This is a genomic window from Mesorhizobium sp. PAMC28654 (assembly GCF_020616515.1).
Taxonomy (GTDB): Bacteria; Pseudomonadota; Alphaproteobacteria; order Rhizobiales; family Rhizobiaceae; genus Mesorhizobium.
Genome location: NZ_CP085135.1, coordinates 3693456 through 3712068, shown reverse-complemented (window position 1 = coordinate 3712068; position 18613 = coordinate 3693456). Strand labels below are relative to the sequence as shown.

15 protein-coding genes and 3 pseudogenes are annotated in these 18613 nt (G+C 62.3%); 10 read left to right on the top strand and 8 right to left on the bottom strand.

Annotated features, from left to right (window positions below):
- The first annotated feature begins 173 nt into the window (after nucleotides 1-173).
- From LGH82_RS18145 to LGH82_RS18130, 4 genes are read left to right on the top strand one after another with little or no spacing between them, the layout of a single operon-like run.
- Nucleotides 174-584: a VOC family protein gene (locus LGH82_RS18145; RefSeq protein ID WP_227344049.1), complete on the top strand. Its 411-nt coding sequence runs from the start codon at nucleotides 174-176 to the stop codon at nucleotides 582-584.
- Entirely contained in the window at nucleotides 584-1231 is a 648-nt protein-coding gene (gene rdgB, locus LGH82_RS18140) for an RdgB/HAM1 family non-canonical purine NTP pyrophosphatase (RefSeq protein ID WP_227344048.1), read from the top strand. The genes LGH82_RS18145 and rdgB overlap by 1 nt, the downstream gene beginning before the upstream one ends.
- Complete coding sequence (gene hemW / locus LGH82_RS18135; protein ID WP_227344047.1) at nucleotides 1228-2391, top strand: radical SAM family heme chaperone HemW; 1164 nt, start codon at nucleotides 1228-1230, stop codon at nucleotides 2389-2391. Before rdgB ends, hemW begins: the two co-directional genes overlap by 4 nt.
- Before the next feature lie 6 nt (nucleotides 2392-2397).
- Nucleotides 2398-2721 (top strand): low molecular weight protein tyrosine phosphatase family protein, encoded by a 324-nt coding sequence (locus LGH82_RS18130; RefSeq protein WP_227344046.1) that lies wholly within the window; start codon nucleotides 2398-2400, stop codon nucleotides 2719-2721.
- A gap of 74 nt (nucleotides 2722-2795) precedes the next feature.
- On the opposite strand, the gene LGH82_RS18125 is transcribed toward LGH82_RS18130, so the two are convergent.
- The gene (locus LGH82_RS18125; protein ID WP_227344045.1) at nucleotides 2796-3137 is read right to left on the bottom strand and encodes a hypothetical protein; all 342 of its coding nucleotides are present in this window, start codon (nucleotides 3135-3137) and stop codon (nucleotides 2796-2798) included.
- A 189-nt stretch (nucleotides 3138-3326) separates the two neighbouring features.
- Between LGH82_RS18125 and rsmI the strand changes: the two genes are divergently transcribed.
- Both rsmI and LGH82_RS18115 read left to right on the top strand, forming a co-directional pair.
- Nucleotides 3327-4235 carry a 16S rRNA (cytidine(1402)-2'-O)-methyltransferase gene (gene rsmI, locus LGH82_RS18120; RefSeq protein ID WP_227344044.1) on the top strand — a complete coding sequence of 303 codons (909 nt, stop codon included), beginning with the start codon at nucleotides 3327-3329 and terminating at the stop codon, nucleotides 4233-4235.
- Nucleotides 4225-4604, top strand: a pseudogene (locus LGH82_RS18115) (YraN family protein). Before rsmI ends, LGH82_RS18115 begins: the two are co-directional and overlap by 11 nt.
- Nucleotides 4605-4637: 33 nt before the next feature.
- Here the strand turns inward: LGH82_RS18115 and LGH82_RS18110 are convergent.
- Nucleotides 4638-5932, bottom strand: a pseudogene (locus LGH82_RS18110) (nucleotide sugar dehydrogenase).
- Nucleotides 5933-6437: 505 nt separating this feature from the next.
- Between LGH82_RS18110 and LGH82_RS18105 the strand changes: the two are divergent.
- The 4 genes from LGH82_RS18105 (at nucleotide 6438) to LGH82_RS18090 (ending at nucleotide 13290) form a co-directional block, all read left to right on the top strand.
- On the top strand, nucleotides 6438-7508 hold the full coding sequence (locus LGH82_RS18105) for an NAD-dependent epimerase/dehydratase family protein (protein ID WP_227344043.1): 1071 nt from the start codon (nucleotides 6438-6440) through the stop codon (nucleotides 7506-7508).
- Nucleotides 7505-8785, top strand: a complete 1281-nt coding sequence (locus LGH82_RS18100) for a glycosyltransferase (RefSeq protein ID WP_227344042.1) — start codon at nucleotides 7505-7507, stop codon at nucleotides 8783-8785. The genes LGH82_RS18105 and LGH82_RS18100 overlap by 4 nt, the downstream gene beginning before the upstream one ends.
- A gap of 449 nt (nucleotides 8786-9234) precedes the next feature.
- Nucleotides 9235-11583 (top strand): DUF3131 domain-containing protein, encoded by a 2349-nt coding sequence (locus LGH82_RS18095; protein ID WP_227344041.1) that lies wholly within the window; start codon nucleotides 9235-9237, stop codon nucleotides 11581-11583.
- A 303-nt stretch (nucleotides 11584-11886) separates the two neighbouring features.
- Nucleotides 11887-13290, top strand: a complete 1404-nt coding sequence (locus LGH82_RS18090; protein ID WP_227344040.1) for an MATE family efflux transporter — start codon at nucleotides 11887-11889, stop codon at nucleotides 13288-13290.
- Nucleotides 13291-13306: 16 nt separating this feature from the next.
- Here LGH82_RS18090 and LGH82_RS18085 read toward each other — a convergent pair whose 3' ends face one another.
- The 6 genes and pseudogenes from LGH82_RS18085 to speB all read right to left on the bottom strand — a co-directional run bounded on the left by LGH82_RS18085 (nucleotide 13307) and on the right by speB (nucleotide 18579).
- Nucleotides 13307-14170: a dienelactone hydrolase family protein gene (locus LGH82_RS18085; RefSeq protein ID WP_227344039.1), complete on the bottom strand. Its 864-nt coding sequence runs from the start codon at nucleotides 14168-14170 to the stop codon at nucleotides 13307-13309.
- A gap of 111 nt (nucleotides 14171-14281) precedes the next feature.
- A pseudogene (locus tag LGH82_RS18080) lies at nucleotides 14282-15238 on the bottom strand (IS481 family transposase).
- 84 nt (nucleotides 15239-15322) lie between these two features.
- Nucleotides 15323-15970: an amino acid ABC transporter permease gene (locus LGH82_RS18075; protein WP_227344038.1), complete on the bottom strand. Its 648-nt coding sequence runs from the start codon at nucleotides 15968-15970 to the stop codon at nucleotides 15323-15325.
- Entirely contained in the window at nucleotides 15967-16623 is a 657-nt protein-coding gene (locus LGH82_RS18070) for an amino acid ABC transporter permease (RefSeq protein WP_227344037.1), read from the bottom strand. Before LGH82_RS18070 ends, LGH82_RS18075 begins: the two co-directional genes overlap by 4 nt.
- A gap of 6 nt (nucleotides 16624-16629) precedes the next feature.
- Nucleotides 16630-17436, bottom strand: coding sequence for a transporter substrate-binding domain-containing protein (locus tag LGH82_RS18065; RefSeq protein WP_227344036.1), 807 nt, complete (start codon nucleotides 17434-17436; stop codon nucleotides 16630-16632).
- An 81-nt stretch (nucleotides 17437-17517) separates the two neighbouring features.
- On the bottom strand, nucleotides 17518-18579 hold the full coding sequence (gene speB / locus LGH82_RS18060; protein WP_227344035.1) for an agmatinase: 1062 nt from the start codon (nucleotides 18577-18579) through the stop codon (nucleotides 17518-17520).
- Between the last annotated feature and the right edge of the window lie 34 nt (nucleotides 18580-18613).

Here is an 18613-nt window from a genome sequence, read left to right as displayed (position 1 = left end):
CCGAGCTTGAACGCCCCCCTCTGCCCTGCCGGGCATCTCCCGCTCAAGGGCGGAGATTGGAGGCTTCAAAGTCGGCGCACTTTCTACGGCTGTGAGGTTTGGCGGAGGCATTTGATACAGCCAATCTCCCCACTTGAGCGGGAGATGCCCGGCAGGGCAGAGGGGGGCGCTTCGTGACTCCCTCAGCAATTCTGGAATCAGCCCTCTACGTCACCGATCTGGCGGCCGCGGAAGAATTCTACACCGATATCCTCGGCCTCCACCTCCTCGGCAAGGTCGAAGGCCGGCACCTTTTCTTTCGCTGTGGCGCCGGCGTGCTACTCATCTTCAACGCCGAGGCGACGAAAGTGCCGCCCGCACCCGACGCGAGACTGAAAGTGCCTGCGCATGGCACTGTCGGCGGAGGTCATCTCTGCTTTGCCGCCAGCGCCATGGAAATCGCCGGCTGGAAGGCGCATCTTGAGGCGAAGAAGATTGTCATCGAGAGCGAATTCGAATGGCCACAAGGCGGCCGTTCGATCTATATACGCGACCCCTCGGGCAATTCGATCGAATTCGCCGAGCCAAGAATCTGGGGCCTTTGATGCATACGCTTGACGGAAAAAAGATCGTCGTCGCCAGCCACAATGCCGGCAAGCTGCGCGAATTCGCCGACCTGATGGGGCCGTTCGGCTTCGAGGCGAAATCGGCCAGGGACTACGGCTTGCCAGAACCTGACGAGACCGGCACGACTTTTGAGGAAAACGCCTACATCAAGGCGCTTGCCGCCGCCCGGGCAACCGGCCTGCCGGCGCTGTCTGACGATTCCGGCCTGTGCGTCGATGCTCTCGACGGCGCGCCAGGCGTCTACACCGCCAATTGGGCCGAAACAGCTGACGGTTCGCGCGATTTCGGCATGGCCATGCAGCGCACCGAAGTGGCGCTCCAGGAAGTCGGCGCCGCCGAGCCGGCGCAGCGCAAAGGGCGCTTTGTCGCCGTCATTTGCCTCGCCTTTCCTGACGGCGAGGCCGAATATTATCGCGGCGAGGCCGAAGGCACGCTGGTCTGGCCGCCACGTGGCGACATCGGCTTCGGCTATGACCCGGTGTTCCTGCCCAACGGTTTCGAAAAAACCTTCGGCGAGATGAGCGCCGAGGAAAAACACGGCTGGAAGCCCGGCCAGTCGACGGCCCTGTCGCACCGCGCCCGTGCGTACCAGAAATTCGCTCGCGCCAGATTGGGTTCGGCATGAGCATGCTGCTCGACCGTAGCCCCGGCTTCGGCGTCTACATCCATTGGCCGTTCTGCGCGGCCAAATGCCCCTATTGCGATTTCAACAGCCATGTCCGCCACCAGCCGGTCGACCAGGACCGTTTTGCCAGCGCCTTCGAGGCGGAACTGGCGACGATGCGCCAGCGCACCGGTCCGCGCGAGGTCACCAGCGTTTTTCTCGGCGGCGGCACGCCGTCGCTGATGAAGCCGGAAACGGTGTCCAGGGTTTTGGACGCCGTCGCGAAGAACTGGACGGTGCCTGATGGCATCGAGGTGACGCTGGAAGCCAACCCGTCATCGGTCGAGGCCGAGCGGTTTCGCGGCTACCGGGCAGCCGGCGTCAACCGCGTTTCGCTCGGCGTGCAGGCGCTGAACGACAAGGATTTGCGTTTCCTTGGTCGGCTACACAATGTGTCGGAGGCACTCCATGCGATCGGCCTGGCGCGCGAAATCTTTCCGCGGCTGTCTTTCGATCTCATCTATGCCCGGCCGGGCCAGACCCCGGAAGACTGGCAGGCCGAGCTCGAACAGGCGATCGGCCACGCCGCCGATCATCTGTCGCTTTATCAGTTGACCATCGAGGAAGGTACGCCCTTCCACGCCCTGCACGCGGCGAAGAAATTCATCATTCCCGACAATGACCATGCCGCCGATCTCTATGCGTTGACGCAGGAGATCACGACGGCGCATGGGCTGCCGGCCTATGAGATTTCCAACCACGCCAGGCCGGGCGCCGAGAGCCGGCACAATCTGACCTATTGGCGCTATGGCGAATATGTCGGCGTCGGCCCCGGCGCGCATGGCCGCTTCGTCGAAAGCGGGCGTCGCGTGGTGACGATCGCCGAGAGGATGCCGGAAACCTGGGCCAATCTGGTCGAGGCCAAGGGCCACGGCATCACCGGCGGCGAGGTCTTGACGCGCTCGGAAGAAGCCGACGAATTCCTGCTGATGGGCCTGCGGCTTGCCGAGGGCATCGACCTCTCCCGCTACGAAGCGTTTTCCGGGCGCGGTCTGTCGAGCGCGCGTCTGTCGATGCTGCAGGGCGAGGGGCTGGTGGCGTCGATCGGCAATACCCGTCTGCGCGCCACCCCGGCCGGCATGATCGTGCTCGATGCCGTGGTGGCTGATCTGGCGCGATAGACACCATTGAAGAAAGTCCTCTTCGTCTGCAGTCAGAACCGCTTGCGCAGCCCGACCGCCGAGCAGGTGTTTTCCAAATTTGGGAATATCGAGGTCGCGTCGGCGGGGACAAACCACGATGCCGATACGCCGCTGACGAACGAACTGGTCGCGTGGGCCGATATCATCTTCGTCATGGAAAAGGCGCATCGCGCCAAGCTGCAGAAGAAATTCAAGGCGAGCCTGAAGAAGGCCAGGATCATCTGCCTCGATATTCCCGATGATTATGAATTCATGGATCCGGCTCTTGTTCGCCTGCTGGAAGTGCGCGCGTCAAGCTATCTGGCCTAAGCCGAGCCTTCCGTGACCCGGCCTCCGCACCCGAGGCGTAGCGATCCTGCAGCCCAGAACACCCGCTGGAAAAGTCAGGCGTCGTGCTTGTGGCGATGTTTGGCGCGGTCTTTCTCTGAAGGGGTTTCGCCGGAACGGGCCTGCTTGGGGTCGTTCTTGTCGCGGCGGGCCCGTTGTTGATCGCCTATCGGATGCGGCGGAGCGCCATTGCGGGCGGTCTGCGTTTCAAGACGGGTGATGAAAATATCGAATCTATTGGGCATCGTCCGGTCAGTGCTCCGTCGTGCTGTCGGTTTCGCTCGAAAGCCTGATGTCAGACGGCAAACGGCTCGTCGGCGGTTTGCTGGCTTGGCTTTCATCGACTTTGGCAGGCCGGGCCTTGTCCACGGGTGAGGCAAAGCGCCGGCGGCCGACATAGTAGGGCTCGAAAGCGTCCTGTATTCTCAGGCTGTCCATCCTGTCCTCCCTTGGGAATCAGGGGCTAAATCTGCCAATCCCGGTTTCGTTCCCTACTGTGGCAAAGGAATGGCGGGCGCGTTACATCGACATGGGCTTTTGCAAGCGGCGACAAGCCATGCCAAACAGGGCCGAACGGAGAATGCCTGTTGACCAGCGAGATCGTAAAACGCAGCTACGTGGTCGGACAGACCGAAATTGCCGCCCGGCCGCTTGAGCCGGCGCTCTATCTGGTGGCGACGCCGATCGGCAATCTCGGCGACATCACGCTGCGCGCTCTGGAAACGCTTGCCGCCGCTGACATCGTCGCCTGCGAGGACACGCGTGTTTCGCGCGTGTTGCTCGACCGTTACGGCATCCGCCGTCGCACCACCGCCTATCACGAGCATAATGCCGGCGAGGCCGGTCCGAAGCTGATCGCGGCGCTTCAGGCTGGGCAGAGCGTGGCGCTGATCTCGGATGCCGGCACGCCGCTTGTGTCCGATCCTGGTTACCGGCTGGTCGGCGAAGCCCTGGACAACGGAATTCGCGTCGTGCCGATCCCCGGTCCTTCGGCGCCACTCGCGGCGCTCACGGCATCCGGCCTGCCGTCCGACGCTTTCATGTTCGCCGGTTTCCTGCCGGTGAAGACAGGACAACGGCAAACCCGGCTTGAAGCGCTGAAAGCCGTGCCGGCGACGCTGATCTTCTTCGAATCGCCGCGCCGGCTGGCCGAGACGCTTGGCGGAATGGTCGAAGCGCTGGGCGGCGAACGCAAGGCGGCGATCGGCCGCGAACTGACCAAGACCTTCGAGGAAATGCGCACCGGTACATTGCAAACACTGGCCGATCATTACGCCGCGGCCGATACGCCGAAGGGCGAGATCGTCATCTGCGTCGGTCCGGCCGAGGCCAAGGCCGACCAACCGGCCGATATCGACCGGCTTCTGCTGTCGCTCGCCGCCGAGATGCCGGCCTCCAAGGCGGCGGCCGAGGCCGCGAAGATGACCGGTGGCCAGAAACAGGCGCTCTACCGACGACTGCTCGAACTCAAGGATACGGAAGACGGTGCGGACTGAACGCCCAAGCGCCAGCCGCCAGAAAGCCTACCGGCGCGGCCATCGCGGCGAGTGGCTGGCAGCGGCGGCGTTGATGCTCAAGGGCTACCGGATCCTGGCTCGCCGCCATCGCACGAAGCTCGGCGAGATCGATCTTATCGCGCGGCGCGGCGATCTGGTTGTCTTCGTCGAGGTCAAGGCGCGTCGCACGCTGCTGGAAGCCATGGAAGCGATCGGCCATCAGGCCGAGCGTCGCATCGAGGGCGCCCCGACCTCTGGCTGTCGCGCCAGTCCGACTATGGCAAGTTGTCGATGCGCTTCGACATGGTCGCCGTGCTGCCCTGGCGCTGGCCGGTGCATGTCGAGAATGCATTCAACGGGCGAAACTGAGAGGCCCGTCGCGGCTAGCTTGATGCGGCGGACTTACGCCTTCACGACGCGATCACAGACAATGCCGTTGCGTTGCATGGCGTTGCGCGTATCGATGATCAATCGCGAATGATTGGCCAGCAGTCCATAATCGATCCCGTCGTGGTCGGTGACGATGACGACCGCGTCATAGGCCCCGATCGAATCCCGGCTGAGGCGGATGCAGTCCTTGCCGGCAAGCGTCGGATGCTTGCGCGTCTTCGGTATGCGCGCGACATGGGGATCATGGTAGGCGATGTCGGCCGCGCGAGATTCCAGCAACTCGATCAACTTCAGCGCCGGGCTTTCGCGCACATCGGAGACATTCTTCTTGTAAGCGACACCCACGATCAGGATGGACGCTTGGCTGAGAGGGATGCCAAGGCGCGTGTCCAGCGCTTCCGACAGCTTCGACATCACATAGTGCGGCATGGAAACATTGATCTCGCCGGCAAGCTCGATGAATTTCGTTGAAACCTCGAACTCGCGCGACTTCCACGTCAGGTAGAATGGATCGATCGGTATGCAGTGGCCGCCAAGTCCGGGCCCTGGATAAAACGGCATATAGCCGAAAGGCTTGGTCTTGGCAGCCTCGATCACCTCCCAGATATCGATTCCCATGGCGCCGTAGATGACCTTGAGTTCGTTCACCAGCGCGATGTTCACAGCGCGGAATATGTTCTCGGTCAGCTTCACGACTTCGGCCACCTTGATACTGGATACGGGCACGACCGTCTCGACGATCGCCCCGTAGAAGAGCGCGACCAGCCTGGCGGCGACCGGGCCGTCACCGGCAACGACCTTCGGAATGGTGGCGGTTTCGAAGCCCGCGCTTCCAGGGTCCTCCCGCTCGGGCGAATAGCCGAGGAAAAAGTCCCGCCCGGATCTGTATCCACGCGCTTCGAGAATGGGCCTCATCACTTCGTCGGTCGTGCCGGATAGGTGGTGGACTCCAGAATGATCAGCTGGTCCTTCCTCAGATACGTGGCAATGGCGCGTGTCGTATTCTCGACGAAGGAGAGATCTGGCTCGCGTTGCTTGGTCAGTGGCGTCGGCACACAGATCGAGATGACATCGCATTCTGCAAAGACCGAAAAATCGGACGTTGCCCGCAACGATCCGTCGGCCATGACCGACTGCAAAGCTTCGTCGCTGACGGCGCCCATGTAGGATCGGCCGCTCCGCAATTTTTCAACCTTGCTGTTGTCGACGTCGAAGCCGATCACCTTGAAGCCGGCCCGCGCCGCTGCGGCCGCAAGCGGCAGCCCGACATAACCAAGTCCAACGACCCCGACCGTGGCCGTACGCATGTCCAGCTTCGAAAGAAGTATCGCCCCTCGGGCCTGATCCGCCAGAATGTTCAATTGCGCCTCCACTGATGCAGCCGGCCGCTTGCGGCTGCTGTCACGCGATGCCCGCGAGTCGCTGCAGCGGGATTTGACGAGCCTTCCCGGCGCCACGGTTTCACGGTTTTCGAGATGACCAGCGCAACCTTTGTGCCAGTTGTTCCGCGCACGGGGCGCCGGTTCAAGAAAAGGCTCAGGAGGTAGGGTTGCGGCATTTTCGGCTGCGTCGGAAGACAGGCAGTGTCAAGCCTGCTGCCTGTCCCGTTTTTGAACACTATTGTTGCAAGATAGCTCATATAAGGAATGATGGGAGAAAAAGCTCAACAATTACAACGCGGTAATTAACCACTGTTGTTTAGCATGTTGTTAACTATCAGTTGCGTTGCCTGTGGAAATGCCCTTTCCATGCACAAAAGCGCACATTGAGGGGTGCGGCTTTCCTTCCTATTCAATGCAGGATTGTCGCCATATGGATACGTGCAAGATCGAAGAAATCAGAAGCCTTGTCGCTGGTGGGGCGGGGTGTCTGGGAACCAATCTGACGCTCCGCCTGCTCGATCAGGGCGCCTTCGTGGATGTCGTCGACAATCTTTCGACCGGGCGGAAGGCCAATATCGATGAGTTGTCGCGTTATCCAAATTTCAGGTTCATCAAGATGGACATCACGGACGCGGCCCTCTGCACGCGATTGCAGCGGCGACGTTACAGCCACGTCTACAATCTGGCTTGCCCGACCGGCGTTCCCAACATCGCCTTGCTGGGTGAGGAAATGCTCATGGCCTCGTCCGTGGGCGCACTCAATCTTCTCAAGGTCGCGCGTCGGTCAAAGGCAAAATACCTGTTTGCCAGCACCGCGGAGGCCTATGGCGACCCGGAAGTCTTTCCGCAGCCGGAGACCTATGTCGGAAGGGTCGACCCGGTGGGCCGGCGCAGTCCCTACGAGGAGGGCAAGCGGTTCGGCGAAGCGCTGACCCGCTTCTGGGGCCGCAAGCACAAGGTCGATGTCCGCATCGTGCGCATTTTCAACACTTACGGCCCAGGAATGTCGCCCGCCGACCAGCGTGTCATTCCGCAGATACTCTCGCATCTCATCGCCGGGCAACCTGTTCCACTCTTCGGCGACGGCTCGCAGACCCGTACATTCCTGCATGTCGACGACCTCGTCGACGGCCTGCTGACGGTGATGGAGAAAGGCGAGTGCGCCGAGGTCTATAATATCGGGGGTGGCACCCAGCTCTCAATCCGCGAATTGTTCGACCTGATCAAGGACGCAACCGGTCTTCCCGGCAGCGTCGTCTTCAAGAAACATTTCATCGCCGATCATCGTGGCCGTTGGCCGGACACCAGCAAGATCGAGGCGTTGGGCTGGCGCCAGAAGGTTTCGCTCACGACGGGCATCCGCCAGAGCTACCAGGACCTGCTGGCTTCGATCCAGGAGGCAAAGCGCGCCAAGGCAAGGACCGCATCGTCCGAACGCAGGTTCGTCGGTTGTCAGGAACGGCCCGGCGGTCTGGGTCAGGTGGAAACGATGCTTCCATGACCGGGATCGCCGCCACCAACATCACGATGATGGTTCTCAGCGCATCGCTGGGCATCAACATCGCGTTCTGGTGCGTCGTCGGCGTCATCCGGTTCGTCAGCGAGATCGGCTCGAATGTCAAAGCCGGTCATGGTCCGGACGTGGTTCGAATATCCGATGTTGCCGTGGTCATTCCCGCCCACAATGAAGCAATCGCATTGCCGAAATGCATCGGCGCGTTGAAGGTCATCATTCCGGCACGACAGATCTATGTCGCCAGTGATGGATCGCGCGACGCCACCGTTGCCATCGCGCGCGCCGCCGGATGCAGGGCGCTGGACATCCAGCCCAACCGGGGAAAAGCGCGGGCGATCGACACCGTGATCCGCAAGTATCGCCTGTGCGACCGCTACAAGGCAGTGCTGATACAGGATGCGGATTCAGAGATCGACCCAGGTTATTTCGAGCACGCACTGCCGCTCTTCAACGACCCCAAGGTGGTGGCCGTGGCAGGCCATGTGTTGTCGCGCTGGCGCGACCAGCGCTGGCCCACTCTCGACATGCTCTTCGCTGCTTACAGGACGCGTCTCTACCGGATCCTGCAGACGGCCTTCCAGTACGGCCAATCCTGGAAATGGACAAGCGTGAGCTACATCGCCCCCGGCTTCGCCAGCATCTACCGCACAAGCGCGCTACGCCAGATCGACATCACCGCGCCAGGGCTCGTCATCGAGGATTTCAACATGACATTCGAAGTCCAGCACAAGCAGCTGGGTCGTGTTGCCTATTCGCCCAGGGCGCGGTGCTCGTCGGAAGATCCTTTCACGCTCGGCGACTACCGCAAGCAGGTTCAACGCTGGTATCTCGGTTTCTGGCAGACCGTGCGGCGCCACGGCTTCTGGCCCAGCCGCTTCTGGTTTTCCCTTGCCGGGCTGCTGGCCGAACTTCTGATAATATCCATCTTCGCCCTGAGCCTTCCCATTGCCGCGGTCGCCTACCTTGCCACCGGTATCGAGGTCCCGGCGATGTCGCTTGGGGACCTGGCGGTAAGGCCGGTCTCGCCGCTTGAGCTCTTGGCTCTGTTCCTCGCCGTGGACTACGCGCTCACCGTCATTGTCGTGGTGATAGAACGCAGGCCTATCCTGCTCGTCTATGGCCTCGCGTTCCCGGCAATCCGGCTTCTCGATGCCGCGCTTTTCCTGCGCGCCTTGGTCAAATCGTTTTCAGCGAAATCAGACGGCCGCTGGATCAGTCCGCAACGCTACGCCGTTTCCGTTCCCAATGGGAGGCAAGCATGAACATAACCCGCCGCTCCGTTCTTCTTGGTGGCCTGACCGTACCGCTGCTGGCATCGGCCGGCAAAGGCGTCTCATGGGCAGCTGCCAATGAGAAACTGCCCAACCCGCTGGTCGTCACGATCAGTGGCGTGGACGCACACACAACGCCGGCCAGGCTTGCCGCCGTCACCGACGCGTTCCTGACACGCAAGGTGCCGATCATCGTAACGGTCTCGCCCATCGATGCCGCCGGGAAAATGCTAGATTACAATTCCGGTCTGGCTCTCTGGCTTCGCCAGGCGGTTCGGCTCAATCCGGACGGTATCGAATTCGGCGCCCATACCGACCTCATCCAGTCGGACGTTCCCTATCTGCAAGCGCGCCAGGCAAGTGAAATCCAGGCGGCGTTTTCCTACCTGATCAACGAGTACCAGAGGTATCAGTCGAAAGCCGTGCTCACGGCTTTGACCTTGACCACCAATTCGCCATTGCGTGCGGCCCAAGACGCCGCGTCAATGCGGATGGCGGGATTTCGGTCGGTCATTCGACTTCATGCCGGGATAGAGGATCCGGTTGGCCTGCAACCGGACGGCGGCTATTGGTCGACCGATACGGGCCTGGTGAACATTTTCGCGTCCCCGCTCAGTTCCACGGGTCGGCGGACCTCAGGCAGTCAACCGATCAGTGCGCCTGCGCTGGCCGCCAACATCGCCAAACTGAGCGCCGGCGGCGATCCCATCATTGTCGACCTTCCGGTAGCGGCGCTGGCGGGCCTGAGCGACAGCGATGCCGCCAGCTACGCGGCCGAGGTCGCCCAAACCGTGCTTGCCGCATCCACTGGTGGCGGGGTCCGAGGCATTCTTCCACAACTGCTCTATAGGCAAAGCCGGGATTTAAGCCGGCTCATCGTCGTCCGCGTCGATGATCTCAGGGTGGATCCCGACACGGATCCAAGCCACATGGCGTTTGTGCGCCATCTTATCGCGGCCGGCTACCCCGTTACGGATGCCATCATCCCCGCGCCACTGTCTTTCCTGCTTTCGACGGACAAGCCAGCCAAGACATACCTGCAAGCCATGTCAGTCGATAAACGCTTCGATATTGCAGCCCATGGCTGGAACCACACGCCCTCGGAGCTTCTCGGCAATTCGACCCGGAAGGATCTGGACCTGATCCGGGGCGGCATCAGCGAGATCTATCGCTCGACCGGCAGGGCTCCCACGTCCTACATCCCGCCCAATGACGCATTCGATGACAATACGCTCGATGCCTTGGCGGCCACCGGAACGCCTGTCTTCAGCGCCGAGAAAGGCGACCTGCGCTGGTTCAATGGTTTGGACAGCCGGGGCATCCTCCACGTCTCGAACACGATGAAATTCGAGAAGGCCTGGAGCGGAGATATCCCCTACTTCTCGAAGGACGAGGTCTTCAGCTATTTCGGAACCGACAACGATGCTGTTTTCTGCATCCATCCCGATACCGCCAATTCGCCCAAGAAGAAGGCGGTCATACTCGAGACGCTCGCCGAATTGTCCGCCCAGCGCGGCACCAGGCTGGTGAACTTCGACGAGTACTACCGCGCCGTCACGCCTAGCATGCCGGACGTCGAACGCATCCAGGGCGCGCGCGCCGACGTGGCGGTGCGCGATTGGAAGAAGCCCGATCAGCTGGACGATGGCATCCTCAAGGCCGACGCCGAGCTCGCGTGGAGCTATTTCGACTGGGGGGCCAGGAACTTCAACGGCATCGTGCCGGCGACGTCATGGATGGAATTCGGCAAGCAGGCGGGCTACCCGTTCACGACGATGTGGGACGTGGGAACACACGTTCTTGCCACTCTGTCCGCCCAGCAAATGGGCATCATCGATCAACGCGAGTTCGAGACGACTATCAGTCGCATCCTTGAATTCCTGGGCCAGACAAGCTTCCAGTATGCTGGAGGAAACCTGCCCCATACCGAGCGTGCGTTGACCGCGAAGGGTGGCGAGCGCGAAGGTTTCGACAGCGCCGATACCGGACGTCTTTTGATCACGCTCAAAATTCTCGATCAGCATACGGCTGGCGCCTTCCCCGTCTTCAAGCTCGTTTCCAGCTGGTCGTTCGGGCCGGTCCTCAAGGACGGCGAAATGCATATTGTGAGCGAGAACGGCAAGATCTCGTCCGTGCATGCAAACAGTTACGCCGGCTATGCAGGTCGCGGCTATAGTCTTTGGGGCCAGTGGATCAAGCCGGTCTTTGACACCGGCGATCCCGATCGCAGCATGGATGACGCGACCGCCGCTCTGGCGGAAATTCAGCGGCGAGGCCGGATTGCCACCGAACCGCACGTAACCGAGGAAATTGAACTGGGAGGGTCGCCGCACGGCCGCCTCATGGCAGACATCCTCTACGCAGCCCAGATGAAGCGATACCGTGAAACAGGCATTCTCACCTGCGTTTCGGAATCGGCGATGGCTGGTCCTCCCTACTTCACCTATCAGGGATACCAACTGACGGACGACGGCGGCGATTTCGCTGTCGACACGTTGAAGACGTCTGCCCCGGATGAGACGGCAAAGCAGGCGGATTCGCTTCGTCTGGTCAGCACGAAGGCGGCCTATCTCTGGCACGCCACGCGGCCAGGCGACTATTCGCGGAAGCTTGTCGCCTTTGTGAGGGATCGGGCCAAGATGCCTGGAATGGGTTTTTCATCAGGCGTATCCGAGCGGACCGGCAAGCTTATCCAGGTGACCGATGTGAACACAAATGGCATCATCCTCGAATCCATTGCGTACATATTGGGCGGTCGCAAACCGCTTCTTCCGACGGAAGAAGTCTAGACGGAAGCCACCTTGGGTGACAGCGTCGCGTCGCGTCGCGCCGAGGCGAATGGTGCGGCGCGGCGTTTCTCAACGCCGGCCACCGCGGCCAGCCTGCACGCCGCGGCTAACAGAGCCGTGCGGAGTTGACATCTGTCCTGCGGGCTTCGTCGTCTGGCTCAACGGCTCATTGTCCGTCCTCTCTTGCCTTCATGTCGCGTTTCGTCCAAAAGCTGACGCAAACGCCGCGAAACCGAAGGTTTTGCCGTTTGAAATGCGGCTTCCGGCTCGATGCCGACGCGCCGCACTCGGAAAGAGCGGAAAATGTCTGCGATCGAAACCGGCGCGCGCGCGCCGGAAAACCTTTGGCGTCAGGAAATCAAGGCGACGCTGGCGCTCGCCTGGCCGATGGTGCTGACCAACCTCGGCCAGACAGCGATGACCGCGACCGACGTCATGATGATGGGGCGTCTCGGGGCCGATACGCTGGCCAGCGGCGCGCTCGGCGCCAACCTCTATTTCATGCCGCTGATCTTCGGGCTCGGCCTGATGCTGGCGACCTCGCCTATGATCGCCACCGAGCTTGGCCGCAGGAGGCACTCGGTACGCGACCTGCGCCGCACCGTGCGCCAGGGCCTGTGGCTGGCGATCCTCATCTGCATTCCGATCTGGCTCGTGCTTTGGCACGGCGAGGCAATTCTGCTGGCCATGGGCCAGGAGCCGGCACTGGCGCATCAGGCCGGCATCTATCTGCGCTGGCTCCAATGGGCGGTGCTGCCCTTCTACGGCTACATCATCCTGCGCTCCTTCATCTCGGCGCTGGAGCGGCCGGGCTGGGCGCTGGTCATCGTCTTCGTCGCCGTCGCCTGCAACGTCTTCTTCAACTGGGTGTTCATGTTCGGCAATCTCGGCGTCACCGCCATGGGCATCGCCGGGTCCGGTCTCGCCACCTCGTTGTCCAGCGCGCTGATGTTCGTCGGCATGGTCGCCGTGGTGATGCTGGAACCGAAATTCCGCCGGTATCATCTCTTCGGCCGCTTCTGGCGCTCCGACTGGCCGCGCTTCAAGGGATTGCTGCGGCTCGGCCTGCCGATCGCCGGCCTTCTCGCCTTCGAGGTGACGATCTTCAACGCGGCCGCCCTGCTCATGGGGCTGATCGACGCCGACTCGCTTGCCGCGCACGCCATCGCCATCCAGATCGCCTCGGTCACCTTCATGGTGCCGCTCGGCCTCAACCAGGCGGTGACGGTGCGCGTCGGGCTTGCCCATGGCGCCGGCAATCCGGCTGGTGTTTCGCGCGCCGGTTGGACCTCGTACGTCATTGGCGTCTCGTTCATGGCGCTGATGGGGCTGGTGATGATCCTGTGGCCGCATCTGCTGATTGGTGCCTTCATCGACCTTGGCGATCCGGCCAACGCAAGGGTGATCGGGCTTGCCGTATCGTTCCTGGTCTTTGCCGCGCTGTTCCAGATCTTCGATGGCGCGCAGGCGGTTGCCGCCGGCATGCTCAGGGGCCTGCACGACACCAAGGTGCCGATGATCTACGCGGCCATCGGCTATTGGGGCGTCGGCCTGCCGCTTGGCGTGGTGCTGGCCTTCCATTTCGGCCTGCACGGCGTCGGCATCTGGATGGGGCTGTCGCTCGGGCTGGCCGTGGTGGCGGCGCTGCTCCTGGCGCGCTGGCTGCGGCGTGACCGCCTGGCGCCGCCGCTCGCCTTTGGTCGCTGAACCCGACGGTCGCCGCCTACTGCTTCAGCACGGCCAGGAAATCGGGCACGTCCTTGAGTGCCGCCGCACGGGCGGCCGGATTCAGGCCGGCATGCGCAACACCGTGGCCATTGGCCGTGAAGGCCAGCCCGTGGAGTTCGTGAAGCGCCTGCGCCTCATTGTCGAAATCATGATAGGCGCCGGGATAGAGGATGAGCCTCACGCCATCGGGGTTGGCGGCGGCCAGCGTTTTGCACGGCTTGGCCGGAGTCCAGTCGTCGGCGTCGCCCATCACAATGAGAAGCGGCACACGTGTCGCCCAATCGCTCTTGTCGGTCAGGGCGCTGCAACCCGGATAGAAAGCGACTGCCGCGCGAAAGTCCGGGGAATCCGGCTTCGGCGTGTCCCTCGGCCGGACCGTGTACAGGACGGTCGAGCCACCGTTCGACCAGCCAAGCAAGGCAATGGCGGCTGAATTCACATAGGGCAGGGTCTGCAGATAGCGGCGAGCGGCGTTGGCATCCTCCACCCGCTCACGATACGGCTCGACCTCCCGGTCGCCGTTCTTGCACTGCGGTCCAAGGTCGCGCGAACCGTAGCTGTCAGGAAAGATCACGACATAACCGAGAGTGGACAGGCGTTGGCCCCAATCGGCATGGCGCGGACTGAGTTCCGTCCCGTTCTTGCTGCTCCACAGGCCGCTGCAGCCATGCATGGCCACGATTGCCGAGAACGGCCCTTGCCCTTGCGGCTTGAACATCATTGCATCCAGCGTCGCCGGCTCGTCCTTGCCGTCGGCCGGAATGCTGACGCGATCAGGTGCCTGGTCAGCGGCCATGACCGGCTTCGCCATCCAAAGGGCGAACAGGCCTGCGAGAGCGACAAGATGTTTCGCCTGCATCGCCGAACCACCCTCTTCCGCGAAAAGCCGTGACGCTTACAGTGAGGCGCACTCCCGCCGACCACTAATCACAGTTGCGTGCCGAATGATCCGCGCCAGAGAGGAGGTCGACTAGCTGTGGAGCCTCAACAGGTTGTCCTCGGTCCAGCCGAGGCGGCTGATTGGTGTTAGTGTCTTTAGGCTGCCGTGCGGACGATGCCAATTGTATCTGTGAAGCCAGACTGGAAGCTCGGCTGCACGGCTATCTGAGGTCGGATAGGCGACGGCATAAGCCCACTCCCGCAGGGCGGTCTGAATGAAGCGTTCGGCCTTGCCGTTGGTTTTTGGCGTTTATGGCTTTGTGCGCACGTGCTTGAGCCCGAGCTTGCGGCAGGCTCTGGCGAAGGCCTTCGACCTGTAGCAAGAGCCATTATCGGTCATGACGCGCTCGACGGTGATGCCGAGGCTGGCATAGAAGGCGACAGCCGCCTTGAGGAAGGCGATGGCGCTCTCCTTCTTCTCGTCAGGCAATATCTGTGAGAAGGCCACCCGCGAGGCGTCATCGATGCAGACATGGACGAACTCCCAGCCGATGCCGCGGCTGTTGGATTGTCCTTTTCGGTTGCCGGTGATGCGGTGACCAACGCGCTCGAAACGACCGAGCTTCTTGATGTCGATGTGGATCATCTCGCCTGGATGCTCGCGCTCGTAGCGTCGGACCGGTTCGGCTGGCTCGATATCGCTCAACCGCGACAGTCCGGCACGCTTGAGAGCCCGGCTGACGGTGGCGGGCGAGACGCCGGTTTCCATGGCAATATGCTTGCCGGTCCAACGTTGCCGCCGCAAGGCCACGATGCGCTCGGCGATCGACGCAGCGGTGGCCTGTGGCATATGAGAGGGCCGCGACGAACGGTCGACCATGCCGGCCCGCCCTTCGACCTTATAACGCTCGACCCAACGCGCCACGATCTTGGCCGACACGCCGTAGACGCGCGCCGCATGGGCTTGGGAAAGAGCGCCTTCTATCACCGACAGCGCCATCTCCTCTCGACGCAGCGGCGTGAGACGGGCATTCTTGTGGATGTTCATTCGGACCCTCCGTTGGATGCTGAAGCTTGGTAACTCCAGTCTCCTCGGTCCGGTCCGAATGGACAACCTCCCGAAAGCTCACAACTAGCGGACTGCCGCGCGCTTTTCGAGCTTGCGGGCGTATTGCGTCAGCGGAAAGCACATGACGAAGAAGATCAGCGCCACCAGCCCGTAGACCTTGAACGGCTCGAAGGTGGCGTTGTTGATGGCGTTGGAGGTCCGCACCAGTTCCTCGAAGCCGATGATCGATGTCAGCGCCGTCGACTTGATGAGCTGCACCAGGAAGCCGACGGTCGGCGCCCTTGTGATCGAGAACGCCTGCGGCAGGATGATCAGCCTGAGCTCCTGCAGATAGTGCAGGCCGAGGCTGGCGCCGGCATCCCATTGGCCGAGCGGCAGCGCGTCGACGCCTGAGCGCCAGATCTCGGCCAGATAGGCGCTGGCGAAGAAGGTGAGGCCGAGCACCGCTGCGGTCCACGGCTCGATGCGCAAGCCCAGCATCGGCAGGCCGAAGAACATCAGGAAAAGCTGCATGAGCAGCGGCGTTCCCTGGAAGAGCGCGATGTAGCCGGAGGCGATGCGCCGGCTCCATTTATTCTTGGCGATCCTGAAGAACAGCACGACCATGCCGACCACCGCGCCGCCGATGAAGGCAGCCAGTGACAGAAGCACCGTCCAGCGGGCGGCGAGCAGAAGATTGCGTACGATATCCCAGAAGGTGAACTCGATCATGACACACCAGCCCCGAGTACGCGGCGTCCGCCTGTGACCAGCAGCCGGCGCAATGCCATCGACAGGACGAGATAGACCACCGTCACGACAAAGTAGGTCTCGAAGGAGCGGAACGTGCGTGCCTGCAGCATGTCCGCCTCATAGGTCAGTTCGCGCACCGCGATCTGCGACACGACGGCGGACTCCAGCATCATGATCACGATCTGGCTGGTGAGCGCAGGAAAGATCACCTTGAGCGCCTGTGGCAGCACGATCTTGACGAACACCTGGCGTGGCCGCAGCCCAAGCGCAAGGGCCGCTTCCGTCTGCCCGCCAGGCACCGCGTCAAGCCCGGCGCCGACGATCTCGATTGTGTAGGCCGCCATGTTGAGCGTCATGGCCAGCATGGCCGCCAGCACCGGGTCGAGCCGTATGCCGAGGCTGGGCAGCCCGAAGAAGATGAAGAACAGCTGCACCAGGAACGGCGTGTTGCGGACGACCTCGACATAGACAGCGATCGCCCGCTTGAGCAGCACGGGGCCGTTTCGCCGTCCCGCAGCACCAAGGATGCTGAGAAACGTTCCCGCGAGCGTGGTCACGGCGATCAACAGCACCGTCGTGGCCGCGCCGCGCGCGATGTCGCCCAGGGCACCCGGAAGCCAGGCAAAGGCCACGGGAACTCAATCCTTGAGGTTGTCGGGATTGAGCGGCGTCTTCAGCCAGGCTTTCGAGCTCTCGTCCAGCTTGCCGTCCGCCAGCATCTTGGCGATGGCGTCGTTGACCGCCTTCTTGAGGCTGTCCTCATTCTTGTTGAGACCGATATGCGAAGGCGACGTCAGAAGCTGGAACTTCTGCTCGGGCTTCAGCGCGTCCTGCTTTGCCAGAACCTGCGCGCCGACATCGTTGCCGACGACCATCAACTGGGTCTGGCCGGAGATGAAGGCCTGGATCACCGCATTGTAATTGTCGAAGCGCTTGATGTCGGCCGATGCGGGTGCTGCCTCGGTGAGCGAGGTGTCCTCCAGCGTGCCGCGATTGACGGCGATCGACTTGTCGGCAAGGTCTTCCTTGCCTTTGACCGTCATTGCAGCGGGCCCGATCACAGCGATGTAGTAGGGCGCGTAAGCGGCGGCGAAGTCGATGACCTGCTCACGCTCCTTCGAGTAGCCGACGCTCATCAGGATGTCGACGCGATGGTCGTTCAGGTAGGGAATACGGTTCTGGCCGGTGACGGCAACCGGGTTGAGCTTCACCTTGAGCGTGTCGGCGATGTATTGCGCGACGTCCATGTCGTAGCCCTTGAGGCTCATGTCGGCGCTGGCCGAGGAGAAGGGCGGGAAATCGGCGAAGACGCCGACATTGATGGTGCCGGCCTTGGTGATGTCAGCCAGTGCGTCGGCGTTGGCGGCCTGGATGGCGAGGCCGAGACCGGCGGCTCCCATCAGGACGGCGGCGATGGATGATTTGAGTGTCGTGCGGATTGTCATTTTATTCCCCTGTCTGGAAGCTTTGTTAGCTTGGGTCGGCCGCCGGCTCCAGTGCGGCGGCCGCCTTTTCTGTTTTGGACGTCAGGCTCCCTTGCCGGTGATCGCCGGGCTGAAAACCATCAGGCTCAGTATTTCGAACAGCACCTGGGCGGCGGCATGGGCGGTGTTGGTGGTCGAGTCATATTGCGGCGCCACCTCGACAACATCACCGCCGACGATGTTGAGACCCTTGAGACCGCGCAGAAGTTCGAGAACTTCGCGCGTCGTCAACCCGCCGACTTCCGGCGTGCCGGTGCCCGGCGCGAAGGCCGGATCGACGCTGTCGATGTCGAAGGACACATATGTCGGGCCGTCGCCAACGATCTTGCGTGCCTTCTCGATGATGGCGGGAATTCCGAGCCCCGTCACCTCTTCGGCGTGAACCACGGTCATGCCGGATTCGTAGGTGAACTCCCACAGATACTCGGCCGAACCACGGATGCCGATCTGGATCGTGCGCGACGGATCGAGCACGCCGTCCAGAACCGCGTTGCGGAAGGGTCCGCCGTGGTGGAACTTGGTCATGTCGAACAGGCCGCTGGTGTCGCAGTGGGCGTCGATGTGGATCAGCCCGACCGGCGCCTTCTTGCCGACGGCCTTGAGGATCGGATGGCTGATCGAATGGTCGCCGCCGACGGACAGTGGGATGACGCCGGCGTCGACTATCTGGTTGGCGCGCCGCTCTATGTCCTCATGGCTTGTCTCCAGCCTGTAGCGGCTGCGGAACGGCACGTCGCCGATGTCGGCGACCCTCAGCTCATGCGTCGGCGCGCATTCCAGAACATGGTTGTAGGGGCCGATGCGCTCGATGGCGCGCAGGGCCCTGGGCCCGAAGCGCGAGCCAGGCCGGTTGGTGACGCCGAGATCCATCGGCACGCCGATGATCGCCACCTGCAGGTCACCGAAATCCGGATTGTCGGCCGCAATTTCCCGGTAGGGCGCGGCGAGGAAGGTCGGGATGCCCGAATAGGGCGCCAGACGTGTGCCGCTCTTGGAAAAGATCTTGTCCGCCACGCGCTGGAACTTCGGGTCGAACATTTCGCCGCCATGGCTTTCGCCATATTTGCGACGCAACGCTTCGAGCTTGCCGCGATCATAACCCATGTCTGTCCTCCTGCATGGCTTGATGCAGCAGCCC

Coding starts and splice junctions, on each gene's coding strand:
- rdgB (WP_227344048.1), top strand. CDS start 584: ATGCATACGCTTGACGGAAAAAAGATCGTCGTCGCCAGCCACAATGCC.
- hemW (WP_227344047.1), top strand. CDS start 1,228: ATGAGCATGCTGCTCGACCGTAGCCCCGGCTTCGGCGTCTACATCCAT.
- LGH82_RS18125 (WP_227344045.1), bottom strand. CDS start 3,137: ATGTCGGCCGCCGGCGCTTTGCCTCACCCGTGGACAAGGCCCGGCCTG.
- LGH82_RS18105 (WP_227344043.1), top strand. CDS start 6,438: ATGGATACGTGCAAGATCGAAGAAATCAGAAGCCTTGTCGCTGGTGGG.
- LGH82_RS18100 (WP_227344042.1), top strand. CDS start 7,505: ATGACCGGGATCGCCGCCACCAACATCACGATGATGGTTCTCAGCGCA.
- LGH82_RS18090 (WP_227344040.1), top strand. CDS start 11,887: ATGTCTGCGATCGAAACCGGCGCGCGCGCGCCGGAAAACCTTTGGCGT.
- LGH82_RS18085 (WP_227344039.1), bottom strand. CDS start 14,170: ATGCAGGCGAAACATCTTGTCGCTCTCGCAGGCCTGTTCGCCCTTTGG.
- LGH82_RS18075 (WP_227344038.1), bottom strand. CDS start 15,970: ATGATCGAGTTCACCTTCTGGGATATCGTACGCAATCTTCTGCTCGCC.
- LGH82_RS18065 (WP_227344036.1), bottom strand. CDS start 17,436: ATGACAATCCGCACGACACTCAAATCATCCATCGCCGCCGTCCTGATG.
- speB (WP_227344035.1), bottom strand. CDS start 18,579: ATGGGTTATGATCGCGGCAAGCTCGAAGCGTTGCGTCGCAAATATGGC.